Source organism: Streptomyces sp. NBC_00654, from assembly GCF_026341775.1.
Lineage (GTDB): Bacteria > Actinomycetota > Actinomycetes > Streptomycetales > Streptomycetaceae > Streptomyces.
Genome location: NZ_JAPEOB010000001.1, coordinates 4,159,671 through 4,184,489, shown reverse-complemented (window position 1 = coordinate 4,184,489; position 24,819 = coordinate 4,159,671). Strand labels below are relative to the sequence as shown.

The following is a 24,819-nucleotide window of genomic DNA, read 5'->3' as shown; positions in this document are numbered from 1 at the left end:
AGCCGATGGTGGTCGTCACTGAACCAAAGGTCCGCGACAGACCGCGGACCGCACCGGCTTCCGCACCGGAGGTCTCACGGACGGAACGGCGGGAGTCCCGCTCCCCCCTGCGCTGGGCGCTCCTGGGCCTGCTGTTCGTCGTCATGATCGTGCCCGTGTACCTGCTCGTCGTGAACGCCTTCAAGTCGCAGCAGGACATCCTCGACAGCCCGTTCTCGATCCCCTTGAGCGGGATGACCTTCGAGCACATGTCTGCCGCCATCAGCAATCCGCAGTACAACGTCATCGGCGGTTACGGTTTCACGCTGTTCCTCGTCATCACGGTGGACGTGCTCTGCATCGCGCTTGCGGGACCGGCGGCGTACGCGATAGCCCGCAGCCTCAAGAAGCGGACGCAGCTGGTGCTGCTGTACTTCCTGGCCGGCACGTTCATCCCCGGCGCCGCCGTGATCATTCCGGTGATCTACGTACTGCGCGAGATCGGTCTCGCCAACACCGTGACCGGTCTGGTCGCACACGATGTGGCCTCCACGCTGCCGGTCAGCATCTTCCTGTTCGTGGGCTTCATCCGCACGATTCCGGTGGACATCGACCATGCGGCGACGATCGACGGCGCGGGCCGCTACCGGACCTTCTGGACCATCATCTTCCCGCTGATGCGTCCGGCGGTCGTCACCGTTCTGATCCTCAACTCGATCGGGATCTGGAACGACTTCATCTCGCCGCAGATCCTGCTCAGCCCCTCGTCCGGGCACTACACGGTGACGACGGCGATCTACGCCGGCATCAGCCAGTACTCCACCGACCTGACGAAGGTGTTCCCCAACCTTCTGCTCGCCATCGCGCCCGTGATCATCTTCTTCATCTACATGCAGCGCCACATCATCAGCGGTCTGACGGTGGGCGCGGTGAAGGGATGAGCGGGCGGACCGCATTCCGCCAGAGAAGAAAGGACCGTCCAGTGTCGAGGAAATGGTGGCCACGTCCCGGTAAGGGGTCGTGGTCCGCAGCCGCCCTGCTCGCGTCGCTGTCCGTGGTGGCGGCCGCCGTTCCGGCCGCCGCGCTTCCGCACAAGTCCCGGGCCGGAGAGGTGTATTACGTCGCTCCCTCGGGCCGGGACTCCGACAAGGGCACCCGTACGGATCGTGCGTTCCAGCACATCCAGCGGTGCGCCGACGTCATGGAGCCCGGGGACACCTGTCTGATCCAATCCGGTACGTACGCCGAGACGGTCGTGCCGGCCCGGTCGGGCACCGCCGGGCTGCCGATCACCTACCGGGCGGCGCCCGGGGCGAAGGTGACGCTGAGCGGGACCGCGCCGGTGCGCGGCTTCGCGCCCGTCACCGGCGCGGACGTCGCGGAGATCGCCAAAAGTGATCCGTACGCCCAGGACTCGGCGTTCAGTGACGCCGTGGCCGCCGGACACGTCTACAGCACCTCCGTCGACCTGGGATCCGACGTGACCACCGTGCAGGTCTTCACCGACAAGAAGGCGAACGTCGAGGCGCAGTGGCCCTACCCGGGGCTCGATCTGCTCGACCCCACGCTGCAGTACGCGGGCGCGGGCAGCGCGGAGGCGACGATCAGGGACGAGGCGTTGACCCGGCCCGCCGGGTACTGGGACGGCGCGCGGGCCCTGACCGGCTACTGGTACGTCTCGGCGACCGGCACGGTGAAGAGTTCCGCCGCCGGCTCGGTGACGCTGGACGCCGCGCCGCCGTGCGTGCACAAGGTCGTACCGAAGGAGACGCGGTACGCCCTCGCCGGGAAGATCGGCGAACTCGCCCGCCCCGGGGAGTGGTTCTACGACCCGGCCGCGAAGCGCCTGTACCTCTACAGCGAGGACAGCCCCGCCGCGCACACCATCGAGGCGAAGGCCCGGTCCCTGGCCTTCGATCTGACGGCCGCGAGCCACACCACGGTGGCGGGCGTCGGACTGTTCGCCTCCACCATCAGGACCGGACCGACCAGCACCGGCGTGACGCTGGACGGCATCACCGGTACGTATCTGTCGCACTACACCGACATCACGCGCGGCACGACGGACTGCGGCAGCACGGTGACGCGGGGCGTCGGAGACACGGGCATCGTCCTGGACGGCACGTACAACAGGATCGTGAACAGCGATCTGTCGCTGAGCGCGGGCAACGGGATCGCGCTGCGCGGGCAGAACAACACCGCCACGGACAACGTGATCCACGACGTGGACTACATGGGGACGTACGCGGCGGGCATCGCCGTCCAGGGCAACAGCCAGACGGTCACCCACAACACGATCAGCCGGGTCGGCCGCAGCGGCATCAACCTCCAGTGGAACACCGTGGAGGGCCTCACCCCGGGCAAGGACCTGATCGCGTACAACGACATCTCCGGGTACGCCCGGCTCAGTCTCGACGTCGCCGCGATCTACACCTGCTGCAGCGCCTCGATGATGGGGACGTCCATCGATCACAACGTGCTGCACGATCCGGAGCCGGCCACGACTCTCACCACGTTCGGGATCTCGGGTGTCTACGCCGACAACGGCCAGAGCGACCTGGTGATCGCGAACAACGTGGGCTGGGGCAACCGGGAGGGCACGGTGATGCTCAACGGTCTGGGCACCGGCTCGCACAACAACGGCGTGTACAACAACACGGGTGGAATGACGCTGTTCTACGTCAAGGAACCGGGGCAGTCGACCGGCACGAAGATCTACAACAACATCGGCACCATTCGCGGTCTGGCCGGTGCCACCGACGGCGGGCTCGTCCTCTCGAACAACCTGCCCGGCGAGACCGATCCGCTCTTCGCCGACCCGGCCGGGAACGACTACCGGCTGACCGCCGATTCTCCCGCGCGCCACCAGGCGATCGCGCTGCCGGGCATCAACGACGGCTCGACGGATGCGACGCCCAGCCTCGGCGCCTACCAGTACGGGGCGCCGAAATGGACGGCGGGCGCGCGCCGCTGACGGCTGTCCCGTCGCCCCCGGCGGATCGGCGCGCGGCGTCGGATGCGGTGCGTCGCACGGCGGAGGGACGTCCGCATACGGGATGTATGCGGACGTTCCGACAACGCCGCGAGGTACCGTGACTCTCGTCGCGCGCCCGTCAGGGATGACGGGACAGCGTTGAGCCACGCACCAGCTCGTCAGCCCCGACCGCTTCCCCGTGAGAAGGCCCGAGCCGGAATCCGGCTCGGGCCTGTGGTGCTGGGGCGGTGCTCACTTCTTGGCCGCGGCTTTGCGCGGCTTCCTCTTCACCTCGCGCGCGTCCGGCACGGGCCCGCGGCCGGCCGCGTGGTCGGCGAACGCCGCGGCCGCCAGATCGGCGTCCCCGGACCGCAACAGGCCGACGAGCCGGCCGTGCTCCTCGGCCATGGCGCTCCAGTCGCCCTCGAAGAGGGGGTCGGAGATGGCCCGCAGGGTCCGCAGGCTCGGCTCGATGACCTCCCACATCCGGGCCAGGAACGGATTGCCCGCGATCTGGCTGACCACCGTGTGGAACTCGATGTCGGCATCACGGAATCGGCTCACATCACTCGCGGCGACGGCGTCCCGCATCCGCTCGACCAGCGCGTCGAGCTCGCGGAGGTGGTCGTCGGTGAGGTGTTCGGTGGCGAGCTGGGCGGCGAGTCGCTCCAGCGGTTCGCGTACCTGCCGGGCGTACTCGGCGTCCTGCGCGGAGATCTCGACGACGAAGTGGCCGCGACGCGGGACGTGCATGAGCAGGCCCTCGCGGGCCAGCCGCTTGACCGCCTCCCGCACCGGGGCCTGGCTCACCCCCAGGCGTCGGGCGATCTCCGACTCGACCACGCGCTCGTTCGGCGCGAGGTCGCCCCCGACGACGGCCTGGCGGAGCAGGTCGTAGACCTGGTCGGAGATCAGAGTCTTGCGGAACCGGTCCTTGTTGGTGGCCAGCGTGGAGACGAATCCAGCCGACGCATTCGATGCCATGAATTCCCAATCCTGCGATGAGGCGAGCCAGTTGCGCCATGGTACGCGGTCATCGCCTATCGATGGAATCTCGGTGGGGCGCAAGTGTCGAAAATCCCGAGAATTGTCGGGTTCCGCACCGTCCAGCCGCGTGGCCCGGCCGTTGAACGGATGGCGCGCGTATGCGCTTGTCAGTCCGATCCACCTGCCTTCGAGTCCCGTAGTGGTCGAACGCCGCGTACACCGTCGAGGGCGGCGGTTCCGGTCCCGCCGTATCCGGCGGACGTCACGTCGTGCGTGTCGATCGCCGCCGGTCCGGGCCTGACTTCATCGTCTATCGATCATCATCGTAGGAATCGAATCAGGGTGACGCTACGGCTGCCGACCCCGGAGCCCGTACACACGGACGGCGTTCGTGTGCAGTGCCGTCTCGCGCTGGTCGTCCGACAGCCGGTCGAGACCGCGCACGGAGAGTTCGAGCGAATCGGCGCGGCTGCCGCGGGGCAGGCAGATCGGCCAGTCGGAGCCGATGAGGATGCGGTCGGGGCCGAGCGCGTCCACCGCACGCCGGACCAGGTCGGCGGTCCGGTCGGGCGGCACGCCGTGCTGCTGGGTGAGCAGGCCGGAGACCTTGACGACCACGTTGGGCGCCGCAGCGGCCCGCTCCAGGTCCCGATACCACTCTCCCGGGTCCGCACGGAGGTTCGGCGGGTTCCCGAGGTGGTCGACGACCACGGTGAGCCCGGGGTACCGGGTGGCCGTTCCGGCCGCCGCCCGCAGCGCCCCGGCACCCAGATTGAGCTCCAGCACCATCCCGGCCGCGGCCAGTTCCGGGACGAGCGCACGGGCCGATTCCGGGGTGTCCGCCCAGCTCGCACCGCCCAGGCGCATGCCGTTCGGCCGACTGTCGCCGAGATCGTTCAGCAGGGCGCGGAAGCGGTGGGGGCCACCGTCGCCGTGCACGTGCAGATTCGCCACGTACCCCGCGACGAGGTCGGGGCGGCGAAGGCTCCACTCGCGCAGGGCGAGCGTCTCACCGGCGTCGCCGCGGGACGCCTCGATCAGGATCGCCCCGGTCACGGCGGGGGCAGGCCCCGAGGCCGCCAGGTCGTCGATGCCGAACGCCCTGTGGTGTGCGCTCCCGGGGCGGATCCAGGGGAACCCCGCCGACGGGTCCCACAGGTGCACATGGCAGTCGATCATGGTCGGGATCCTCCTGAGGTGCCGTCCCGGAGTATTGACACAGTGGCTCGCGCCGGTGAGTCTAACCATCGGCTATCGATGGGCGATTGCGAGGGGCATGTGTTCTCGATGTTCAGGAACCAATGGACCAGCGGCTCGAACACAGGGGAAGGAGCGCGTCGATGACGCCCGTCACCGTGCCCGGCCCCCGGCTCCGGGCGACCCGCCGCATCGCCGAGGCGCCCCGATGGGCCACACTCCAGCGGGAGTTGCTCGCCCGTCAGGACAAGGCCTGGCGCCTCTTCGCCGACCGCTACACCGAGGGCGACGGCCGCCTCGTCTTCCGGGACAGGCTCGGCGTGGGCCCGGACGGCCGCGATGGCGTGGACGACTTCTACGAGCCGTTCTTCAACTGGCCGACGCTGTACCTCCTCGGCGGCAGCGCGGATCTCCTGCCGGCGGCGCGCCGTCACTGGAGCGGCGTATCCGCGCAGCTCACCGAGATGGGCATGCTCCAGGGCGGTTCGGAGCGCGGCTACGACTGGTTCCACCAGGGCGAGGGCATGCTGCTCTTCTACGGTCTGTGCCTGGCCGATCCCGGCGACCCCCAACTGCGCGAACTGGCCCGCCGCTTCGCCGGCCTCTATCTGCCCGGCGGGCCGAACTACGACCCCGAGCACCGGGTCGTGCGCGCACCGCACAACGGATCGGCGGGTCCGCGCCCGGGATTCAGCGACGAGGAGCCGTACTTCCCGTGGAGCCTCGCCCTGCACCCGTACGGTCTGCCGCTCGACGGGATGGACGACGTCACGTCCTTCGATCAGCTCGTGGCCGACCCCGAGCGCGCCCGCTCCTACGGCCGCGCGATGTGGGACCGGATGGGCCGCGGTGACACGATCGTCAACCTGGCCGCGACCGGACTGGCCACCAACGCCTTCCTCCTCAGCGGTGAGCAGCGGTACGCGGACTGGGTGGCCGAGTACGTCGGCGCCTGGCGCGAACGGCTCGACGGACGGGACGTCGTCCCCGACAACGCGGGCCTGAGCGGTACGGTCGGCGAGTATCTGGGCGGCCGGTGGTACGGCGCGCACTACGGCTGGTCATGGCCGCACGGCCTCTCCCCCGTGGGCAGCGCCACCCTCGTCGGGGCCTCGAACGCGGCCCTGCTGACCGGCGACGCGGCCTTCCTCGACCTGGCCCGCAACCCGCTCGACGCCGTACTGCGCCAGGGCGAGCAGCGCGGCGCCGGGGGACGCGGCACCCTGGGCAAACGCTGGGATCCGCACCTGCGCGCGATGGACGCCGACCGGACACTGATGGTGCCGCAGCGGCACAACGACTCCGGCTGGTTCGACTTCACCGTGATGCCGGGCCAACTGCCGGTGTCCCTGTGGCACTTCAGCCGCGAGTCGCAGGACCAGGAGCGCATCGAGCGGCTGCGGGCGGGCGCGAGGTGGGACTGGACGACGGTGCACACCCAGCGGATCAAGGATGAGGCCGGACACGAGGAGCCGTGGTACGAGTTCCTGCAGGGCCGCAACCCGGGTTTCCCCGAGCGCATGCTGCGCAGCGCTCTCGACTCCTGTGCCGAACGCGTCGAGGCCATCGAGAACGACCCGGTGGACCCGGCCGTCGGCCCGGACGTTCTTGGCATACACCACTGGCAGGACCTCAACCCCGTCGTCACCGAGGCGCTGTTGCAACTGACCACCGGCTCCCCCCAGGTCCTCTACAACGGGGGTCTCGCCCATATGCATCTGCGCTACCACGACGCCGCCGGGCAGCGGCCCGGGCTTCCCGCGGACGTCGCGGCACTCGTCTCCGACATCCGCCCCGACCGCACCGTCGTGGAACTGGTCAACCTCGGTGGCACCGCGCGCTCGCTGGTGGTGCAGGCGGGCTCGTTCGCCGAGCACGTCATGCACACCGCGCAGGTCGACGACGGTCCCGCACAGGACGTCGGTGGTCCGTACTGCCGTGTGGAGCTGCCCGGAGGCACGCAGGTCCGGCTGACTCTGACGATGATCCTGCGCGGTGGCCGGCCCACCTGCGACGCCCCGGTCGGGGAGGTGGCGTGATGACCGGCCGGCTGTCCTTCGAGCTGCCCCGCCTGGGGATCGGCACCGCACCGCTGGGCGGCCTCTTCGAGGAGGTGACGGAGGCGGACGCCGCGGCCACGCTGAAGGCCGCGGCCCGCGAAGGGATCACGTACTTCGACACGGCACCGCGCTACGGGCACGGCCAGGCCGAGGACAGGCTCGGCCGCCTCCTGGCACCGGCAGGTGTCACCGCGCCGCTGATCTCCACGAAGACGGGCTGGCTGCTGCGGCCGCGGCCCGACGGGACGCCCGGCGAGGTGGTCCCGGACTGGACGGAGGCCGGTATCCGCAGGTCCTTGGAGTCGAGCCTGGACCGCCTGGGGCGGTCGTCCGTCGACATTCTCTATCTGCACGACGCGGACGACTTCCCGGACGAGGTCCGGCGCACGGCCTACCCGGCGCTGCGCCGGCTCCGGGACGAGGGACTGGTACGGGCGATCGGGTTCGGCATGAACCACAGTGCGCCGCTCGCCGCGTACGTGGCGGAGTTCGACGTGGACGTCGTGCTCATCGCGGGGCGGTTCTCGCTCCTTGACCATGACGCGCTCGGAGCGCTGCTGCCCCTGTGCGCGAGGACCGGCACCTCGGTCGTCGTCGGCGGGGTCTTCAACACCGGTCTGCTCGCGGGCCCCTCCCCCGGTGCGATGTTCAACTACCGCCCGGTCCCGGAGCGGGAACTGCTCCGCGCGCGGCGATGCAGACGACTATGTGCGGAGTTCGACGTTCCGCTCTCCGCGGCGGCCATCCAGTTCCCGTCGCTGCATCCGGCCGTCGGGTCGGTGATCGTGGGCTGCCGGTCGGCCGCGGAGGTCACGGCGAACGCGGCGGGGGCCCGCTGTGCTGTCCCGCCCGAACTGTGGCAGCGACTGGCCGAAGAGGGCTTCGTGCCGCAGGAGTTGGTGCCCGCCCCAGGGCTCGCGGAACATTGAGTCGCGCACTTCCACTCCGGACATCACAGGTCGGGCCGACGGCGGTGGCCCATGCGTCCCAGCTGTCGATGAGGCCACGCACGCGCGGTGCACGGTGCTCGGGTTCCGGCCGGCGTCGGGGTCTCGCCGGCCGGCCCGTGAGCCATGATTCTGCCCGGCCCCGCTCAGCTGTCCGGGCCGTCGGAGTGCCGCTTCCTCAGCCACGGTCCGAATGCGACAAGGGCGGCGGCGCCCGCCACGACGAGGACTCCCGTCGCCAGCACGAATGGATTCCTGGGGTTCAGATCATCGGCCGCGCTGTCGGTGGCGGCGTTGGTCGCATCGTCCTGTGGCGTATCCATGGCCGGTGCTCCTTGCGACGGGCTCGGAGTGCGGGGCGCGGACCCGGTCGAGCTGGGTGCCGGCGCCTTCTGCGTGGCCGAGGTGTCCGGCGAAGCCGACGCCGGACGACCGGACCCGGACCCGGTTCCGGGCCGCGTGCCCGCGGCCGTACCGGCAGTGGTTCCGGGACCCGATCCGGAGCCGGTTCCCCCTCCGGTCCCTCCGGAACCGCTCCCGTCTCCGGTCCCTCCGGAGGAGGTCCCGCCCGTCGCCGTCGCGGTTGCCTGCACCGGCTCGGTGATGGCGAGCGACTGCAGGACCGTGTTCTGCCCGGGTGCCAGTGTGCAGGATGCGTGGAGCCGGCCCACGGGGGTCGTGCTGCCGTTGGCACGCTTCGGGGTGAGGCTCAAGGTGAGGTTGCCGACACTGACCTCCGCGTTGCCCGGTCGGGTGAACGTGAGGGAGGGCGCGGTGCCCTTGGCGGTGACGTCGAACGAACCGGAGGCCGGTACAGCGGTCCGTGGGATCGTCATGGGCACGGCCAGGGGAATACTGCCCTGCGGTGCGGTCACGGTGGCGGTCCCGTCCAGGGAGCCCTCAACGGTCTTCGCGCCGACCGCGGCGGCCAGCCGCGTGATGCCCGCACTCACTGTCGCCACTCCGTTCAAGGCGGATCGTGGGCTGGCCCTGCCGACCCGGATCGAGTCCGGGATGTCTGAATCGAGCCGCATCGTCACGGGCTGGCTACCAAGTCCTGAGAACGCACAGGCGTAGCGCAGTGTGAGCCCGACCGGTTCCGCGGAAGCGGTCGGGGATCCCGGCACCCCCAGGATTCCGGCAGCGGCCGCCAGCGCCGCCGCGATGCCCAGCGCGGTCCCGGCCCCAAACCGCCTCGTGCCGCGTGCTGTTCGGTCCCCGTCGTTCATCAGCGGTCTCCTGTCGCTGTCGTCGGCATTTTGTGTTGCCCGTGGGCCTCGGCCAGGCGATCCCGGAGCCGCGCGTGGCGAAACTGATAGACCGCGCCGGCCCGACGCAGCACACCTCGCTCGTAGGCGTCGTCCAGAAAGGCGTTCACTGCCCGCGGAAGCCGCCCGGTCAGGGGCAGCCATATGCGGACCAGGACGACCCACCGGCCCCAGGCGGTCAACGTGCAGGCCCCGATGGCGACCATGACCCCCGTCACGATCCCACTCGCCACCCCAAGGGTGAGATTGTTGATGGTCGCGACGACGGTGCCGTACCCGAGACCGACCGTCAGGCCCATCGCGAGAACCTGGGCGAGCACGGTCGTACGGTTCGTGTTCAGCAGGTCCGACGGGCTGACCGAGGATTTCGTCTCGATGAGCGCCTCGACCCCGGTCATGAGCCCGAGTGTGAGCCCGGCTCCCAGCCCGATCCCGAGCCCGACCAGGGACCATTCCCCGAAGATCAGTAAAGCCACGAACCAGGGATGGCCCAGAGCGGTGAAGTAGACCGCGAGTCCGAAGCCGTACACGACCCCGAACACCAGGCCACCCGCGAGTCCACCGAAGATTCTGGGGAGAAGATTCTCTTTCACCCTCTTCGAGCCGCCGCGGATGCGTATGCGCATGCGCGACGGTTCGAATGCGCCGCCGACCCTGAGTTTCGACATGACTCCGTGTACAAGACCGAAGGCCAGTCCGATTCCCAGCACATGCAGCAGCAGATTGAAGGCTGTTTCTCGAAGTGTCGCAAACCCGGGGGCGAGTCCGAGCACGGTACCTGTCGCGAGCCCGGTCGTGATCCCGGAGACGAGCATGCGCGAAGGAAGACTCATGGCCGTTCCCAGCCGCCACCACTCGATGTCGTGGGTGTCGAGTTGCTTCAGGTGTGTGGCGAGGTATCCGAGCCAGTGCTGTGCGCGTTCGGAGCGCCAGGGCCGACGTTCCGTGTCAGGCCGGTGGCTGAGGAAGCGGGCGTACGCGGTGGGGACGAAGTTGTCCAGGAGGTGGTCCTCAAGGGCTTCGCGGGTGCTGAGCTCCTTGTCCGTCAGCAGCCGCGCCGGATCGCGGCCGGAGGAGTAGACGGTGCGGGCGAGCGTGACCATCAGTGGAGTGGTCAGCACTGCGGAAAGGTTGGCGCAGGCCGGTTCGTCGGGGTGGAGGCGCAGCCTGTTCAGGACGTACTCCCACCCGGTCGGGGCGGTGGTGCCCGCATCGGTGCGGCGGGCTGTGACGGACGTCGGCATCAGGTAGTCGACGGAGTCGTCGAGGGTGAGGTCGGTCAGTTCGATACCGGCGAAGAACATGGGTGTCTTCACGGCGTCTTCGAGTTCGGGGCGGCGGCTCGTCATCAGCAACGGCACGGTGGTGGTCGTGAGATCCCGCAGCGCGTCCTTGTGCAGGCCGTCGGCGATCTCGTCGAATCCGTCCAGGATCGCCAGAACGCGGTCGGCGCCGATCAGCGCTTCGGCCCACGTCGTCGACCCGTCGGGGCTGGCCCCGGCCAGAAAGGGATAGTCCCGCTCCAATCGGTCGATCAGCCAGTCCCGCAAGGGGGTGGTGGCCGGATTCCACGAGCCCAGGCTGAAGATCACCGGTACCGGAGCCTCGCCGGTCGGCGTGCGGGCCTCCAGCCGGGCCTTCGCGAAACGCCGGATCAGAATGGTCTTCCCCGAACCCGCCCGGCCCAGCACCAGAAGCCTGCCGGGCCTCGTCCCCTCGTAAACGACCGCGAGATCCTCCAATGGACCCTCCAGATCCAGTGGAAGCACAGCCTCCGCCCCGGCCCAGGGACCGGGACCGCTGTTCCGGCCGTCGGCCAACGTCCGTGGCACCGGCCGACAGCGCAACGGCAGCGGGACCGGATCCCACAACCGCAGTTGCTCCTCCTCGCGCTTCAGGAAGTCGCTGACCCTGTCCGCGAGCAGATTGGCCTTCCCGGCCACCGAGTTCTCGGCGGGCGGAGCCGGGGCTTCGATGAACACGTGTGCGTTGTCGCCGGTGCTGATGACGCCGTAGTTGTCGCGCACATGGACCGACCTGTCGCCGTCCGGCCGGACGGGTCCGGGTCCGGTGCGGTCAGGCTGCCGCGGGTCGGTACTGCCGTTCACCGGTGCAGCGTGTTGTGCGCACCGTCGCCGGTGGAAATGATCCCGGAGCTGTTTCCGGCCACTGCGACGCTGCGCTCACCCCCGGCCTGAGCGGCGGGACCTTCCGGCAGCAGCGCCGCAAGCTCTTCGGCGAGGCCCGGATGCTCTCTGAGCGCGTCCCGCAGAGCGATCCTCAACTCCATGCGCCGCAGCCCGAACACATCCCGGTCCTCGCCCGCCTCCGCCAGGCCGGTGACGGAGGCTTCAACGGCTTCGGCATTGGCACCGCGGTTCATGACCCTGGCGAGCAGCCGTTGCCCCAGCCGTACGGTCGCCCCGGCCGTCTCGTCCCGTGCCACGGTCAGCACACCCACACCGTAGGCGACGACGGCCGCTTCAGCCGCCGGCACGATCTGGTCGAGCAGCCCATCGATCTCGAGCACAGCATTCCCCCCGTCACGCAACCCAATACAGAATCAAATGCTACTGAAATCGGCCGGGCGCTATCAGCCCAATCGCCCAGCACGGGGCCCCGTCCCCGAATGATGCACACCTTTCACACATCCGTGCGGCGAATACCGAGTCCGCTGACTGTTGCCCGCAGGCGCACGGCACCTGTTACCCGTTCACCGAGTGCGTTCAACCAGTGGTGTGGTTCGGAGACGCGTGAGCACGTCGTCGCGCTGGTTGGCCTGGGCGTCGCGGCGAGCCCCGGTGCCCGCCGAATGAAGGGCCACCGGGATCGCCAGGGCCCTTCGGAACCCGTCCCCGTACGTCCGTAGGATCATGGTGAAGCCGACGAAGGGGCAGTTCAGGTGGCGGGGCAACGCAAGGGAACCAGGAAGAGCAGCCGCAAGGAAAACTGCGCCGACGCGTGCGGCGACAGCTGCTTCTGGAACCGTACGTGCTGCCCCGACGCGTGGGTCGCCCTCTTTCTCTTCGTTGTCCTGAGCCGGGGATCCGCATTCTCGAGATCCGCTGGAGCGGACCCGGCGGCGCCCCGTCCGGGCGGCCGGGCGGCAGGCAGGCTGTACGACGTGATCCGCCACTACCGGACCGCGGTCAGCCCGCGGCTGCCGGCGTGCTGTCCCTACACGCCGAGCTGCTCCACCTACGCCGTCAAGGCGCTGCACCGGCATGGGGCGCTGCGCGGGGGCCGGCTGGTGCTGGGGCGTCTGCTGCGGTGCCGGCCGGGAGCCGCCCGGCGGCGAGGCCTCCACGACCCGGTGCCCGGCTGACGGGCCGCGGTCAGCGCCGCGCGCCCGGATCGTCTGCGTCGGGATACTCACCGCCGTGGCGGAGGCCGCCCACGACAAGGGCGCCCTTCAGCGGACCAAGTCTAAACATCTGAACAGAATTCCTGACTCAGAAGACTAGTGCCCGGTCCGCCGCCAGGCGGTCCTTCCTGGCGGCCTCCGCCACCGCGACACCGTGTACTCACCGCGGCACGGTGTACTGCTCCGGAACCGACCCGTCTCATCAGATCTCGGCCCCGAGCGTTGGCCCGGCCCACCGAGCTGCAAGGCCGGATGAGACGTTGAGTCCCTGTCGTCCCACATGATGCTGTCGGTCGGTCGTCTCGCGGTTGCCGACCCAGATCACTCCGTCACAGGAAGGCACTCGGCGAGCAGGCCGACGATGTCGCGCCAGGCTCGCTGCGCGTGCTGTGGGTGGTAGCCGACGCCGGGGAGCACGGTGTGGTCGACCGGCGGGTGGTGGAAGGCGTGCAGGGCGCCGCCGTAGACCACGAGGCGCCAGTCGACGCCCGCGGCCTGCATCTCGGCGGTGAACGCGTCCCGTTGCGCGGGCGGCATGATCGGGTCTTCCGAACCGACTCCGGCCCACACCGGGCAGCGGATGTGGGCCGCCTCGCCCGGTCGGCCGGTGGTCACCGCGTTGACTGTCCCGATCGCCCGCAGGTTGGCGCCGTCGCGCCCGAGCTCCAGCCCGATGGCGCCCCCGGTGCCGTAGCCGATGGCGGCGATCCGGTCGGGGTCGGTCCGCGGTTCCGCGCGCAACACGTCGAGCGCCGCGTGGCCGATGCCCCGCATCCGGCCGGGGTCGGCGAGCAGCGGCATGCAATGGGCCAGCATCTCCTCGGGGTCGCTCAAGTAGCGCCCGCCGTGGAGGTCGAAGGCCAGCGCTACGTATCCCAGCTCGGCGAGCGCATCGGCCCGGCGGCGCTCGACGTCGCTGAGCCCCAGGCCCTCCGGTCCGACCAGCACCGCGGGCCGGCGGTCGCCACCGGCCGGGAGCGCGAGGTGCCCGATCATGGTCAGGCCGTCGGCCGAATACTCGACCGTGCGCGTTGTCATCGTCGTCATGAGACTGGACTGTAGTGATCGTCGAGCCCGATCGGGCCGGTGTTCTGCCGTTGGCAGAGCAGCCCGGTGTGCCTCTGAAATGCGGCGACAGCTCAACCGGGGCCGCGCACGAGGCGAACCGGCAAGATCAACAGGCACGCCCGACGCCGTCACGAGCACGCGCGGCCGTCGTCCAGCAGACGTCCGATTCCGCCGGCGCCGCGGGTGCTGGCCGCGCTCCGGCTCCCGCTCCAGTCCGGCCGACGGCGGCACCGTCCGCCGGAATCCCGGCTGCGCCGGACGCCGAGCGCCCTGCTGACCGTCTTTTGGCCCTGTCCGGGGACCGGAACAACGTGCCACCGTGCGCCGGCCCGGCTCGGGCAGCGATGGCCGTCACGATCGCGGTGCTGATGTTCGGGGGGCCTCCCCCGCCGGCACCCCCTCCGGTCAACCCCACTGGTTCGCTGATGTTCGCGTTGTCCCACGGCCCGTAGGACCCGAGCCGTGGACCGTGGCCCGAGGTGAAGGACCAGGGCTGTTGCGAGGGACCATCCGGTGTACGCCTTCACGTCGTTCCGGTGGACGCGAAGCAGGGGTCAGTGGTTGTGGCGGGCGATCGCGCGCAGGAAGGCGATGGTCTCCTCCTCGCCGCTGATGGCTTCGTCCGTGGACGTCCCGTACAGGCGGCTGGCGGAGAGCTTCACGATGGTGGTCCGGCCGACCGGATCGACGTAGACGAACTGGTTGTAGACGCCGACCGCGCTGAACTCGCCGCGGTCTCCCGCCGGGAGCCACCACTGGTAGCCGTAGCCGACTCCATCGGCTTGCTGGCCGCCGACGAGGGGGCGGCCGGGCTGCAGGTGCGGCGCGGTCGCGGTGACCGAGTCGCGCACCCACTGTGCGGGCACGATCTGCCGGCCCTGCCACACGCCCCCGTTGCGGTACAGCTCTCCGAGCCTGGCGAAGTCGCGGGCGGTCAGGTTGAGCCCGCCGAAGGCGAGTTCCGTCCCGGCGGGGTCCAGCAGCCAGTGACCCGCCGATGTCATGCCGAGCGGCTCGCACAGCTTCTCGTGCATGTAGTCGGCGACCGGGCGGCCGGTGGCCCGGGACACCAACGCGCCGAGTATCTGCGTCTCACCGGAGTTGTAGCGGCAGACGGTGCCGGGCGCGCTCTCGCGCACCATGCGGGCGACGAAGTCGTCGAGCGTGCCGCCGATGCCCGACGTCGCGGCGGTGAGCTGGAAGATGTCGGAGGCCGGGTCGTTGTAGTCCTCGTTCCACCGGGCGCCGGAGGACATCTGGAGCACGTCCTTGATGGACACACCGTCGTACGCGGAACCGGGCCTCACCGGCACGTAGGAGCTGATGGGCTCGTCGATGCCGGTGATGTGCCCCTCGGCGACCGCTATACCGACGAGCGCGGAGACGAAGCTCTTGGAAACCGACATGGACAGCCACGGCACGTCCGGGCCACCAGTCAGGAAGTAGCTCTCGTGCCTGATGGCCCCGTCGACGAGCACGAGGAGCGCGGACGTGTCGGTGCGGGCCAGGAACTCCTCGGTCACCCGTGACGTGCCGTCGTACTCGAAGCTCTCCGGCAGCGGGGTCGCCTCACCGCGCGGCCAGAGTTGGGGGTGAGCGGAGGGGGCCATCTCGCGGGTGTCGAGGAGGTCCTTCATCCGGCAGAAGTGCTCGTGCTGCGGCACACCGGTGAACAGGCCGAGGTCGGCCAGGGTCATGCGCTTCTGATCGGTCATTGCCGTCCTTCGGGCGGAACGGGGGATCCGCAAGGGGATGGAGGGAACGGGCAGGCCGGCGCCACTGCTGGGGCTCGTCCTGGGGCCGGAGGGAACCGGCTGCGATGCCGAGAAAGTAGCAGTACCACTCGGTTAGGGCAACCGAGTGGTACTGTTAAATCTCCATCAGCACAGAACAGGGCAAGGCGGCGATGAGTTCTTCCCACGTCGACGGTCGCACCCTCCGGTTCCAGCACCGGCGGCCCGAGCTGCTGGCCGCGGCGACCGACTACATCCTCGAACACGGCATCAGCGGCCTGTCCCTGCGCCCCGTGGCGCAGGCTCTCGGCGTCACCCACGCGACACTCCTACGCCACTTCTCCTCGAAGGACGCGCTGCTCCTGGCCGTCGCGGAGAAGGTCCGCACGGATCTGGCCGCATGGCTGACCTCGGACGCGGAACTCCATGAGGCACACTCGACGGCCGAACTCGTCAAGGCGCTGTGGCGTCGGCTGTGCGAACCGCAGGAGCAGCGCCAGTTCCTCCTGCTTTTCGAATTCGTCGGCCATCGTGGGGAAGGGTCCGGGGAGGACGAGGAACTCTCCCGGTCGATCGTCCACGACTGGATCGCGATCATCGCCAAAAGACTTGTCGCGGACGGCTGGTCACCCGAGGACGCCTCCGCTCTGTCCACCCTTGTCCTCGCACAGGTACGGGGCCTGCAGCTCGATCTCCTCGTCTCCGGGGACCGCGCACGAACGGACCGCGCCATCGACTTCGCCGTACGCCTCCTCGACCGCTCCCCCCTGGCCGGCGGTGCGGACGAGCACGGGTAGACAGCCACGTTCCGGCTCGCGCGATCATCACTCCCCTCGTCGGCCTGGGGCTCCGGGTGGGTCACCGCCACTCCGGGAGTCGGACGACCGGCCCCGCTCACCGCGCTCGGCAACGGCGTTGCTCCCCAACCATCACGCCAGGCACTGCAGTTGCTGGGACCACCGTTTCCGCGCTGCTCGTCTCTTGCCGCGGCTCCTCAATGAGGGCTCCCGGCCCCCGGGTCCGGCATGGCTGTTTCCCCTGTTGACCATGATCTGGGTGTGACCGGTCCCGGAGGCACTGGTGGGCCCGTTGACGGCGCGGGCGTTCGAGAATCGCCCGGCCGAAGTGGCGTCTTCACCCTGCGCCGGCCATCACTCGGGTAGCAGCACAGTGAAGCCCACTGCTCCGAGGCCCCTGCTGGGCGGTCGAGGGGACCCGTTCCGGACGGAACGGGTCCCCGGGGTCATCCGGCCAGCGAGGTCAGCACCGTGGCGGTCAGCGCGGACCGTGCGACCATGCCGGACACCGAGGTGTTCTCCGAGCGGGCGTGGGCGCCCGAGCCCACCGCGCCGATGCCGTCCAGGACGGGGGTTCCCGCGGCCACCACGAAGTTCCCGTCGCTGGCCCCTCCGACGGACGTCTCGCGCAGGTCCTCCCCCAGCAGTGCCGCGCAACGGCGGGCCAGTTCGGCGTACGCGGCGACTTGTTCGGTCCGCTCGAAGACGGGGCGGTTCCAGTTCCCGCCGACCTCCACGCGCGTCCGCGGGCCCACCGGACGCAGTGCGGCAAGGGCCTCGGTGATGCGTTTCCGCTCGGCCGCGGAGGCGACGCGCACGTCGATATGGCCGACGGCTCGTCCTGCGGTGACGTTGCTGCGGGTGCCGCCCTCCACCACGCCCACGTTGAGCGAGGTTCCGGCATCGGCGTCGCGCAGATCGGCCAGGCGCAGGATCTGGTGGGCCAGTTCGTCCACCGCGCTCGCTCCGGCGGTCGGATCGAGCCCGGCGTGGGCCTCCTCGCCCGTGACCGTGACGGTGAACAGGCCCACGCCCTTGCGGGCTGTTTTGAGCGCACCGTCGGCGGCTGCCTCGAAGACCATGGCGAGCCGGCTGTCGCGGGATTCGGCGACGACGGCCTCTCGGGAGCCGAGGCTGCCGGTCTCCTCATCGCCGTTCAGCATCAGGGTGCAGGCCGGCCGGGGCAGGTCCAGGGCGTCGAGGGCGCGCAGCGCCCACACCGCCTGTACCAGACCGGCCTTCATGTCGAAGACGCCCGGCCCGCTGATGTGGTCGCCGTCCCGTCGGAAGGGCCGGTTGTCGAGGGTGCCGGTCGGCCAGACAGTGTCGTAGTGGCCGAGGAGCAGGACCGGCCGGGTGTCCGCGGCGGTCGCGTCACGGGCCGGGTAGCGGCGGACGAGGATGTCCCCGGCGCTCGCGCGGTCAAGGATCTCCTCGGCGCGCGGTGTGCCCAGGCGCCGGTCGAGCCAGTCCCGCAGCCACCCGAGGCACGCGTCGAGTTCGTCCGGGTCGTCGCTGGCGCTGCCCTGGGAGGTGTACGCGGTGAGGTCGGCGGTCATCTCCTCGCGATGCTCGTCGAGCCAGCGCCGTACCGCCTCGGCCTGCTCCGCCTCCGGCAGGTGCCCGGGTATCGCGGGCTCGGCGAGGCGGTCCAGTTCCTCCAGCCGCGACTCCGACATCTTGTGCGGTGAGCCCTCCAGTTCGAGCAGACCGTCCATGACGGTACGCAGGAGGGTGGTGGGCAGCCCCTCGCGGGCCGCGTGGTCGAAGACGTCGGTGTAGTGGGTAGTGACCTCGACGGGCCGGTGGCCTACGGCGAGGTCGCGCCAGATGCCGCTGCGGTCCTTCGTCTGCGTACGCAGCCACGACGTCAGACGGTCGAAGGCGGCATCGCGTTCCGCCGGGTCCGTCCCCGGCCGCAGGGGGCGGGGATCGAAGGCGTCGAACGCCTCCAGGGTGACGCCGAGGCGGTCGGAAACGGCGAAGATCTCCTTGGTCAGTCCGGTCGTGGCGGCCCGGTGCCGGTCGATGAGACCGGCCATGGGGGCGTCGGCGAGGGCGGTGGCGGCGAGCATGGCACCGAAGCCGGCCTTGGCAAGGGCACTGAGTCCTTTTCAACCTGACCGTGGGGCTGTGGTGTTGGTTGGTGCGGGCTGTACGGAACGACGAAGCTCCTGGTAGACGGGTTCTCGACCAAGATCACCCGTGTCCGCCAGGAGCTTCGCGTGCTTGCCTACCCGTCGTCGATCGATCTTTCCAGCAGTACCTTGCAGCACCTGGCCGAGCAGCTTGCAGTCCGGCGACGGGAGATCGGTACCCGGTGGCGACGCCTGCCCGCCGGCCGCCAGGCCCTGCTCGCCCTGGCCCACCTGCGGTGCGGCGACACCTACGCCCAGCTTGCCGCCGGCTTCGGAATCGGCATCGCTACCGTCTACCGGTACATACACGGGGCCATCGAAGTCCTGGCCGTTCGCGCTCCGACCCTGGCCCAGGCGATGGAGACGGCCCGGACGAAAGCGTTCGTGATCCTGGACGGCACTCTGCTGCCGATCGACCGGATCGCCGCCGACACCCCCTACTACTCGGGAAAACACAAGCGGCACGGCATGAACGTCCAGGTCCTCACCGACCCATTCGGCCGACTGCTCTGGGCTTCCCCGGCTCTGCCTGGAGCCACTCACGACCTGACCGCGGCCCGAAGCCATGGCATCGTCGACGCGCTCGCGGCCGCAGGACTGAAGTGCTGGGCGGACAAGGCCTACCAAGGCGCCGGCCGGCACATTCGAGTCCCCTTCCGGGGCCGACGGCTCAAGCGCTGGAAGCGACGGCACAACAGCAGTCACGCCAAGATCCGCTGCGTCGGCGAGCAGGCCATGGCCGTGCTGAAAGGTTGGCGCCTCCTGCGGAAGCTCCGCTGCAGCACCAACCGGATCACCGACATCGTGAAGGCAGTCCTCGTCCTCCACCACGCCTCAACATGAGGTTGGAAAAGGCTCACTACCTCAACTCCCAGTTGGCGGACAAGGCCCTGGAACTGCTCGATCTGCCCGGCCAGGATCAGGTCCGGCGGGCGGGCCGCCAGTGGGTAGCCGACCGCTACACCGCCGAGGCCGCCACCGAGGCGCTGATCGAGGGCATCCGCCAAGCACGCGCCCTGCCCGGTGGCGCGGCTTCGGCCACCCATCCGACCGCCTGGATGGAGGAACTGCTGAGCCGCTTCCCCGTGCCACCGGAGACGAACACCCAGGTGGAACAGTCCGCCACTTCGTCGTGACGAACCTCTGGACGAGGATCCGGGCCGAACGGCGGCGGCCTCGGTCCGGCGACAGTCGGTGGCCTCTGTGCGACATCATCTGGCCCGGCTGCGTCTCGCCGCCGGCACCCAACCTTTCTAGGGTCGTGCCATGCCTATGAACTTTCTGCACCGCAGGCTCTGCAGCTCTCCGGGATGGGCCGCCGGGGTGGCCGAGCGCATGCCCGAGATGCTGGCCGATGTCGACCTCGGGGACGACGTCCTGGAGATCGGGCCCGGCTTCGGTGCCACCACCAGGGCCTTACTGCCCCGTACGACGAAACTGACCGCCGTGGAGATCGACGAGGCGTCGGTGGCCCTGCTGCGCGCCGAGTTCACCGACCGGGTCGAGATCGTCCATGGCAGCGGCGCCCAACTCCCCTTCCCCGATGGCCGGTTCTCCGCCGTCGTCTGCTTCACCATGCTGCACCACGTGCCCTCCGCCGACCTGCAGAATGCCCTGTTCGCCGAAGCCCGCCGAGTGCTGCGGCCGGGTGGGGTGTTCCGCGGGGTGGACAGCCTGCCCAGCCTCGGATTCCGGCTGCTGCACATCGGCGACACCATGGTGGTGCTCGATCCGGCGACCTTGCCCGGACGTCTGAGCCGGGCCGGTTTCGAAGGCGTCGAGTCACAGCACGAGCCGGGCCGGCAGATCCGTTTCCTGGCCCGCCGGGCCTGACGTCGCGCCGCCTTCCTCCTCGCACAGGATCAGGACGCCGGCGGCGCGGCTCCGGTGCCGGTTCAGCTCTGCTGGTGACCGGTGGGGGCTTCGGCGGTCTCCTTCAACTCACGCAGCCATCCTTCAAGGCCCTCGCGGAGGATCCTGGTGGCGGTGGGGACGTCCGCTTCGACCTGCTCTCCGGTGTGGGTCTCCTCGGTGCGCACGAGGACACCGCCCTTGACCTCGGTGAAGTTCCACACATGGACGCCGTCGATGTGCAGCCCCTCGGCAGTCGCGGGCCCGGTCCAGCGGATGCAGGAGTTGCGCTTGAGCTGCTTGACGGTGGAGGTGATGTCCAGGCTCGTGGCGGGGGTCGAGGGATTGGGGGGTATCGGGGTCGTCCATCGGAACGCCGAGCCCTTCCGGAAGGGGCCGTGATCGAGGCGCTCCGAGGTCGTGACCGGGGCTTGCCAGGACGGCCAGCGCTCCACATCGGTCTGGAGCCTCCATAGGGTGCTCAGCGGAGCCTGGATCACGGTCTCGGTCCTGGACCGGACGAGGGCCTCGGGGTCGACGCCCTCGCCACGGCAGGTGAGGGACCTGCCGGGATGAGGGGTGGCTCCGGCGGGCACGGCGGCACCGAGGACACCGGCGACGACGAGCGGAACGGTGAACAGTGCGGCGCGGACGCCGGTGCGGCGGATCCTGGACATGGGGTTCTCCTTGTCAGTTTCTGGGTGAGCGTGGCGCGTTGAGCGTGGGAGGCCGGTGCGGCGGCGCCGCGTATCGGGCGGGCTTCGGCTCGTCCGGCAGACGCGGCACCGGTCGAGCTACAAGGGCGTACGTTCGTTATAAGTTGTAACGCAACACGAGGTGAGCGGTCAATAGCTTTCGTGACACCCTCTAACGGGCCCCGGAAGGCACATCCGCCCGCACAGGGAGGGCCGAGCGGCCGCCGAGCGGTATGACCACCCATTCGGGCGGAACCGGAAGCCGGGGCGTCCGCCTGACCAGCACCCCCGCCGCACGCGACACCGCGAGCAGCTCTCCGGCGCGCGGAGCACTCCGCAAATTGGTCTAGTCCTTGTTTGGTTCAGACCATTGACACGCACATGATCACGGGGCTATTCCCTAAGGCAACGCCAGTGCGTCATACACCAGTTGACGCTCCCTCACATCTTGGATGGCCATGAGACGTATGCGTTCCCTCCGTGCCGCTCTCACCGCGGCGGCCACCGCAGTGGCCGCCTTGGGCCTGACCGCGGTCTCGGGTGCCCCCGCCCAGGCCGCGACCCCGCTCCCCGCTCATGTCTTCGCCCCCTACTTCGAGTCATGGACGGGCGAGAGCCCCGCCGCCCTCAGCGCGCAGTCCGGGGCCGAGCACCTGACGATGGCCTTCCTCCAGACAGCGACGAAGGGTTCCTGCACCACCTACTGGAACGGCGACACCTCGCTGCCCATCGCCTCGGCATCCTTCGGCGCCGACATCAAGACGATCCAGGGGCGCGGCGGGGACGTCATCCCGTCCTTCGGCGGCTACACGGCGGACACCACCGGAACCGAGATCGCCGACAGCTGTTCGGACGTCGACCAGGTCGCCGCCGTCTACCAGAAGGTCGTCACGACCTACGACATCCCCCGGCTCGACATGGACATCGAGGTCGACGCGCTGGAGAACACCGCCGGTATCGACCGGCGGAACAAGGCGATCAAGAAGGTCCAGGACTGGGCCGCCGCCTCCGGGCGCAAGCTGGAGATCTCGTACACCCTGCCGACCACGACCCGGGGCCTGGCGCCCAGCGGTCTCGCCGTACTCAAGAACGCGGTGACCAACGGCGCCCGGATCGATGTCGTCAACCTGATGACGTTCGACTACTACGACAACGCCGTCCATGACATGGCGCAGGACACCAGGACCGCCGCCCAGGGACTGTACGACCAGCTCGCCAAGCTCTACCCGGGCAAGACCGCGGCCCAGCTCTGGGGCATGATCGGCGTCACCGAGATGCCCGGCGTCGACGACTTCGGCCCGGCCGAGACCTTCACACTCGCCAACGCCAGGCAGGTGTACGACTGGGCGGTCTCCAAGGGAATCAACATGATTTCCTTCTGGGCGCTCCAGCGTGACAACGGAAGCTGCCCCGGCGGTGCCGCCGCGGACAACTGCTCCGGCATCGAGCAGAACACCTGGGACTTCTCCCGCATCTTCGCTCCCTTCACCAGCGGCAACACCGCGCCGAGCGACGACTTCTCGCTGACGGCGGCCCCGGCCGCCGCGACGGTCACGGCCGGCGGCTCCGTCAGCACCACGGTGAGGACCGCCGTGACCGCGGGCAGCGCCCGGACCGTGAACCTGACGGTCAGCGGTACGCCGGCCGGGGTCACCGCCTCGCTCAGCCCCGCCTCGGTGACGGCCGGAGGAACCGCGACCCTCACCCTCACCACGACCACGGCGGCCGTCAACGGCACCTACGGGATAGCGGTCAACGGCGCGAGCCCCTCGGCCGCGCACTCGGCCACGTACTCCCTGACCGTCACCGGCGGCAACGGCAACCAGTGCACGGCCGCGCCCTGGGCCCCCGGCACGGTCTACACCGGCAACCAGCAGGTGTCGCACAACGGCCACAGCTGGAAGGCCAAGTGGTGGACGACGGGCGAGGAGCCCGGCACCACCGGAGAGTGGGGCGTCTGGCAGGACCTCGGCGCCTGCTGAGCACTCCGCCGGGCCGGGACGTCGATCGGCCCGGCCCGGCGGGATCGTGCCGCATCCGGCTCGGCGTGGAGCATCCTGCACATCCCGCCCGGCCCGCGAAGCCCTCCGGGCGGGCGGCGCCCTGCCGGACATGCCCACTGCCGGACAGGGCCCTACGCCACCGTGATCGCCTGCACCGGGCAGACCCGTGCCGCCTCGCCCGCCAGAGGGTCGACGGTGTCGCCGTCCTCCGAACCCGGCAGCAGCTCGCCGTAGCCGTCGTCGTCCTGGGTGAACAGGTTCGGGGCGGTCAGCGCGCACTGTCCCGCGCCGATGCACACATCCGTGTCGATACTGATCCGCGTCATGGCTGAATCCTTTCCGGAGAGAGCCGTGTCACCAGGCCACGGGCAGTTCGAGCATGCCCTGGATCGTGTCGCCCGGCTTGAACGGAATGTCGTCGGCGGGCACCGCGAGCCGCAGTCCCGGCAGCCGGGCGAAGAGGGAGCGCAGAGCGATCTCGATCTCGGCCCGCGCCAGGTTCTGACCGAGGCACTGATGGATCCCGAAGCCGAAGGCGACGTGGTGGCGCGCCGGGCGGCCGAGGTCGAGCTCGTCCGGTGCGGGGTAGGCGGCGGCGTCGCGGTTGGCCGTCGACGCGGACATGACGACGCCTTCGCCGGCCCTGATGGTCACCCCGCCGATCTCGATGTCCTCGGTCGCCACCCGGGCCAGCGTGTCCGCGATCGACAGGAAGCGCAGCAACTCCTCCACCGCGGACGGCATCAGCTCCTCCTCGCTGCGCAACCGCGCGAGCTGATCCGGGTGCTGGAGCAGGGTGAAGGTGCCCAGCGAGATCATGTTCGCGGTCGTCTCGTGGCCCGCGACGAGCAGGATCTGCGCGAGCCGGACCAACTGGTCGCGGCCGACCGCCCCGGTGTCGAGGGGTCCGGCGATCAGCTCGTCGAGCAGGCCGTCACCCCTGACGGCCCGTTTGTGCTCGATGAGCTGCCGGAAGTACTCGTCGAGGTCGTCCCGCGCAGCCTGGACATCGACGGCCCCGGGCCCGCGCAGTAACTTCCGCGAACGGGATTCGAAGAAGTCGTGGTCGGAGTACGGGACACCGAGCAGCGCACAGATCACCATCGAGGGAACGGGCAGCGCGAACGCGTTCACCAGGTCGACGGGGGGTCCCTGCGCGATCATCCTGTCCAGCAGCCGGTCCACGGTCTCCTGGATCCGGGGGCGCAGGGTCTCGGTCCGCTTGAGAGTGAAGCTCGGTACCAGCATCCGGCGTTGCGTGCGGTGTTCCGGGTCGTCGACTCCGAGGAGTTCGACACGGCGCGAGGCGATCTTCGCCAACCGCTCGGTGGGGATGGGAAACGCGGGGTTCTCCCGGTCGGCGGACAGCCGCGGGTCGGCCAGGAGTGCTCGGGCCTCGGCATGCCCGGTGACCAGCCAGACGGTCCGGCCGTCGAAGAGTGTGGCGGACGACAGCGGTCGTTGTTCCGCGCCGGGGGACGGCCGGTATCCCGTCGGCGGGTGGTACGGGCAGGTGCGGTCCTGGGGGAAGGCGATGGTGCCGGTCCGAACGCCGGCGCCGGTGTCGGTGTCTGCCATGACGAGCCTCGCAAGAGCAGAAGGGAAGAGTCCTACCGATCACTCCCTACTAGATGCCTCAGTCACCTATTTGGTCTATGCACTGTTCGGCCAACTCGCGTCCGCCCCGAGGCGTGACGGCCTGTGCGGCTCATGCCCGACGCCGCCTCCGGAGCTCCGCCGCCGGCCGCCCCCGCCCCC

General features: G+C 69.8%; 21 protein-coding genes and 1 pseudogene. 10 read left to right on the top strand and 12 right to left on the bottom strand.

The genetic code is table 11. The features are described 5' to 3' along the window. The first annotated feature begins 5 nt into the window (after positions 1–5). The gene (locus OHA98_RS17745) at positions 6–920 is read left to right on the top strand and encodes a carbohydrate ABC transporter permease (protein WP_266926919.1); all 915 of its coding nucleotides are present in this window, start codon (positions 6–8) and stop codon (positions 918–920) included. Between the two features lie 41 nt (positions 921–961). Further along, a complete protein-coding gene (locus tag OHA98_RS17740) occupies positions 962–2,953 on the top strand; it encodes a right-handed parallel beta-helix repeat-containing protein (protein WP_266926917.1) in 1,992 nt (663 codons plus the stop codon). A 252-nt stretch (positions 2,954–3,205) separates the two neighbouring features. Here OHA98_RS17740 and OHA98_RS17735 read toward each other — a convergent pair whose 3' ends face one another. Beyond that, positions 3,206–3,937, bottom strand: coding sequence for a GntR family transcriptional regulator (locus tag OHA98_RS17735; protein ID WP_266926915.1), 732 nt, complete (start codon positions 3,935–3,937; stop codon positions 3,206–3,208). A gap of 351 nt (positions 3,938–4,288) precedes the next feature. Then, positions 4,289–5,119, bottom strand: a complete 831-nt coding sequence (locus tag OHA98_RS17730) for an amidohydrolase (RefSeq protein WP_266926913.1) — start codon at positions 5,117–5,119, stop codon at positions 4,289–4,291. A 161-nt stretch (positions 5,120–5,280) separates the two neighbouring features. Here OHA98_RS17730 and OHA98_RS17725 point away from each other — a divergent pair, with 161 nt between their 5' ends. After that, on the top strand, positions 5,281–7,176 hold the full coding sequence (locus tag OHA98_RS17725) for a hypothetical protein (RefSeq protein ID WP_266926911.1): 1,896 nt from the start codon (positions 5,281–5,283) through the stop codon (positions 7,174–7,176). Further along, positions 7,176–8,126, top strand: coding sequence for an aldo/keto reductase (locus tag OHA98_RS17720; protein ID WP_266926909.1), 951 nt, complete (start codon positions 7,176–7,178; stop codon positions 8,124–8,126). Before OHA98_RS17725 ends, OHA98_RS17720 begins: the two co-directional genes overlap by 1 nt. A 164-nt stretch (positions 8,127–8,290) precedes the next feature. Here the strand turns inward: OHA98_RS17720 and OHA98_RS17715 are convergent, their stop codons facing one another. The 4 genes and pseudogenes from OHA98_RS17715 to OHA98_RS17705 form a co-directional block, all read right to left on the bottom strand. Beyond that, positions 8,291–8,467, bottom strand: a complete 177-nt coding sequence (locus tag OHA98_RS17715; RefSeq protein ID WP_266926907.1) for a hypothetical protein — start codon at positions 8,465–8,467, stop codon at positions 8,291–8,293. A 306-nt stretch (positions 8,468–8,773) separates the two neighbouring features. Next, positions 8,774–9,373, bottom strand: a pseudogene (locus tag OHA98_RS42910) (DUF6801 domain-containing protein); the annotation flags it as partial. Beyond that, positions 9,373–11,520, bottom strand: coding sequence for an NACHT domain-containing NTPase (locus OHA98_RS17710; RefSeq protein WP_266926906.1), 2,148 nt, complete (start codon positions 11,518–11,520; stop codon positions 9,373–9,375). The gene OHA98_RS17710 and the pseudogene OHA98_RS42910, both read right to left, overlap by 1 nt. Continuing rightward, positions 11,517–11,942 carry a hypothetical protein gene (locus OHA98_RS17705; protein WP_266926904.1) on the bottom strand — a complete coding sequence of 142 codons (426 nt, stop codon included), beginning with the start codon at positions 11,940–11,942 and terminating at the stop codon, positions 11,517–11,519. The genes OHA98_RS17710 and OHA98_RS17705 overlap by 4 nt, the downstream gene beginning before the upstream one ends. A gap of 594 nt (positions 11,943–12,536) precedes the next feature. Here OHA98_RS17705 and yidD point away from each other — a divergent pair. Beyond that, positions 12,537–12,737 (top strand): membrane protein insertion efficiency factor YidD, encoded by a 201-nt coding sequence (gene yidD, locus OHA98_RS17700; protein ID WP_266926902.1) that lies wholly within the window; start codon positions 12,537–12,539, stop codon positions 12,735–12,737. A gap of 360 nt (positions 12,738–13,097) precedes the next feature. Here yidD and OHA98_RS17695 read toward each other — a convergent pair whose 3' ends face one another. Both OHA98_RS17695 and OHA98_RS17690 read right to left on the bottom strand, forming a co-directional pair. After that, positions 13,098–13,823: a dienelactone hydrolase family protein gene (locus OHA98_RS17695; protein ID WP_266926901.1), complete on the bottom strand. Its 726-nt coding sequence runs from the start codon at positions 13,821–13,823 to the stop codon at positions 13,098–13,100. A gap of 575 nt (positions 13,824–14,398) precedes the next feature. Beyond that, the gene (locus OHA98_RS17690; protein WP_266926900.1) at positions 14,399–15,559 is read right to left on the bottom strand and encodes a serine hydrolase; all 1,161 of its coding nucleotides are present in this window, start codon (positions 15,557–15,559) and stop codon (positions 14,399–14,401) included. A gap of 191 nt (positions 15,560–15,750) precedes the next feature. Here OHA98_RS17690 and OHA98_RS17685 point away from each other — a divergent pair, with 191 nt between their 5' ends. Further along, positions 15,751–16,374, top strand: coding sequence for a TetR/AcrR family transcriptional regulator (locus OHA98_RS17685; RefSeq protein ID WP_266926899.1), 624 nt, complete (start codon positions 15,751–15,753; stop codon positions 16,372–16,374). Between the two features lie 446 nt (positions 16,375–16,820). On the opposite strand, the gene OHA98_RS17680 is transcribed toward OHA98_RS17685, so the two are convergent. Beyond that, positions 16,821–18,449, bottom strand: a complete 1,629-nt coding sequence (locus OHA98_RS17680) for a M20 family metallopeptidase (RefSeq protein WP_266926898.1) — start codon at positions 18,447–18,449, stop codon at positions 16,821–16,823. A 150-nt stretch (positions 18,450–18,599) separates the two neighbouring features. Between OHA98_RS17680 and OHA98_RS17675 the strand changes: the two genes are divergently transcribed. The 3 genes from OHA98_RS17675 (at position 18,600) to OHA98_RS17665 (ending at position 20,345) form a co-directional block, all read left to right on the top strand. Next, positions 18,600–19,355 (top strand): transposase family protein, encoded by a 756-nt coding sequence (locus tag OHA98_RS17675; RefSeq protein ID WP_266926897.1) that lies wholly within the window; start codon positions 18,600–18,602, stop codon positions 19,353–19,355. Continuing rightward, on the top strand, positions 19,352–19,648 hold the full coding sequence (locus OHA98_RS17670; RefSeq protein WP_266926896.1) for a hypothetical protein: 297 nt from the start codon (positions 19,352–19,354) through the stop codon (positions 19,646–19,648). The genes OHA98_RS17675 and OHA98_RS17670 overlap by 4 nt, the downstream gene beginning before the upstream one ends. 130 nt (positions 19,649–19,778) lie before the next feature. Continuing rightward, entirely contained in the window at positions 19,779–20,345 is a 567-nt protein-coding gene (locus OHA98_RS17665) for a class I SAM-dependent methyltransferase (protein ID WP_266926895.1), read from the top strand. 62 nt (positions 20,346–20,407) lie between these two features. Here OHA98_RS17665 and OHA98_RS17660 read toward each other — a convergent pair whose 3' ends face one another. After that, positions 20,408–21,040: an SRPBCC family protein gene (locus tag OHA98_RS17660; protein ID WP_266926894.1), complete on the bottom strand. Its 633-nt coding sequence runs from the start codon at positions 21,038–21,040 to the stop codon at positions 20,408–20,410. Between the two features lie 476 nt (positions 21,041–21,516). On the opposite strand from OHA98_RS17660, the gene OHA98_RS17655 reads away from it, so the two are divergent. Beyond that, positions 21,517–23,040 carry a chitinase gene (locus OHA98_RS17655; RefSeq protein WP_266926893.1) on the top strand — a complete coding sequence of 508 codons (1,524 nt, stop codon included), beginning with the start codon at positions 21,517–21,519 and terminating at the stop codon, positions 23,038–23,040. Positions 23,041–23,192: 152 nt separating this feature from the next. On the opposite strand, the gene OHA98_RS17650 is transcribed toward OHA98_RS17655, so the two are convergent. Further along, entirely contained in the window at positions 23,193–23,387 is a 195-nt protein-coding gene (locus tag OHA98_RS17650; protein WP_266926892.1) for a ferredoxin, read from the bottom strand. A gap of 28 nt (positions 23,388–23,415) precedes the next feature. After that, positions 23,416–24,639, bottom strand: coding sequence for a cytochrome P450 (locus OHA98_RS17645; RefSeq protein ID WP_266926890.1), 1,224 nt, complete (start codon positions 24,637–24,639; stop codon positions 23,416–23,418). Positions 24,640–24,819 lie beyond the last annotated feature (180 nt).

Bases quoted from the DNA above. Each gene is read 5' to 3' on its own strand.
- OHA98_RS17745 (WP_266926919.1), top strand. From the start codon at position 6: ATGGTGGTCGTCACTGAACCAAAGGTCCGCGACAGACCGCGGACCGCA.
- OHA98_RS17735 (WP_266926915.1), bottom strand. From the start codon at position 3,937: ATGGCATCGAATGCGTCGGCTGGATTCGTCTCCACGCTGGCCACCAAC.
- OHA98_RS17730 (WP_266926913.1), bottom strand. From the start codon at position 5,119: ATGATCGACTGCCATGTGCACCTGTGGGACCCGTCGGCGGGGTTCCCC.
- OHA98_RS17725 (WP_266926911.1), top strand. From the start codon at position 5,281: ATGACGCCCGTCACCGTGCCCGGCCCCCGGCTCCGGGCGACCCGCCGC.
- OHA98_RS17720 (WP_266926909.1), top strand. From the start codon at position 7,176: ATGACCGGCCGGCTGTCCTTCGAGCTGCCCCGCCTGGGGATCGGCACC.
- OHA98_RS17715 (WP_266926907.1), bottom strand. From the start codon at position 8,467: ATGGATACGCCACAGGACGATGCGACCAACGCCGCCACCGACAGCGCG.
- OHA98_RS17695 (WP_266926901.1), bottom strand. From the start codon at position 13,823: ATGACGACGATGACAACGCGCACGGTCGAGTATTCGGCCGACGGCCTG.
- OHA98_RS17690 (WP_266926900.1), bottom strand. From the start codon at position 15,559: ATGACCGATCAGAAGCGCATGACCCTGGCCGACCTCGGCCTGTTCACC.
- OHA98_RS17685 (WP_266926899.1), top strand. From the start codon at position 15,751: ATGAGTTCTTCCCACGTCGACGGTCGCACCCTCCGGTTCCAGCACCGG.
- OHA98_RS17680 (WP_266926898.1), bottom strand. From the start codon at position 18,449: ATGCTCGCCGCCACCGCCCTCGCCGACGCCCCCATGGCCGGTCTCATC.
- OHA98_RS17670 (WP_266926896.1), top strand. From the start codon at position 19,352: ATGAGGTTGGAAAAGGCTCACTACCTCAACTCCCAGTTGGCGGACAAG.
- OHA98_RS17665 (WP_266926895.1), top strand. From the start codon at position 19,779: ATGCCTATGAACTTTCTGCACCGCAGGCTCTGCAGCTCTCCGGGATGG.
- OHA98_RS17660 (WP_266926894.1), bottom strand. From the start codon at position 21,040: ATGTCCAGGATCCGCCGCACCGGCGTCCGCGCCGCACTGTTCACCGTT.
- OHA98_RS17655 (WP_266926893.1), top strand. From the start codon at position 21,517: ATGAGACGTATGCGTTCCCTCCGTGCCGCTCTCACCGCGGCGGCCACC.
- OHA98_RS17650 (WP_266926892.1), bottom strand. From the start codon at position 23,387: ATGACGCGGATCAGTATCGACACGGATGTGTGCATCGGCGCGGGACAG.
- OHA98_RS17645 (WP_266926890.1), bottom strand. From the start codon at position 24,639: ATGGCAGACACCGACACCGGCGCCGGCGTTCGGACCGGCACCATCGCC.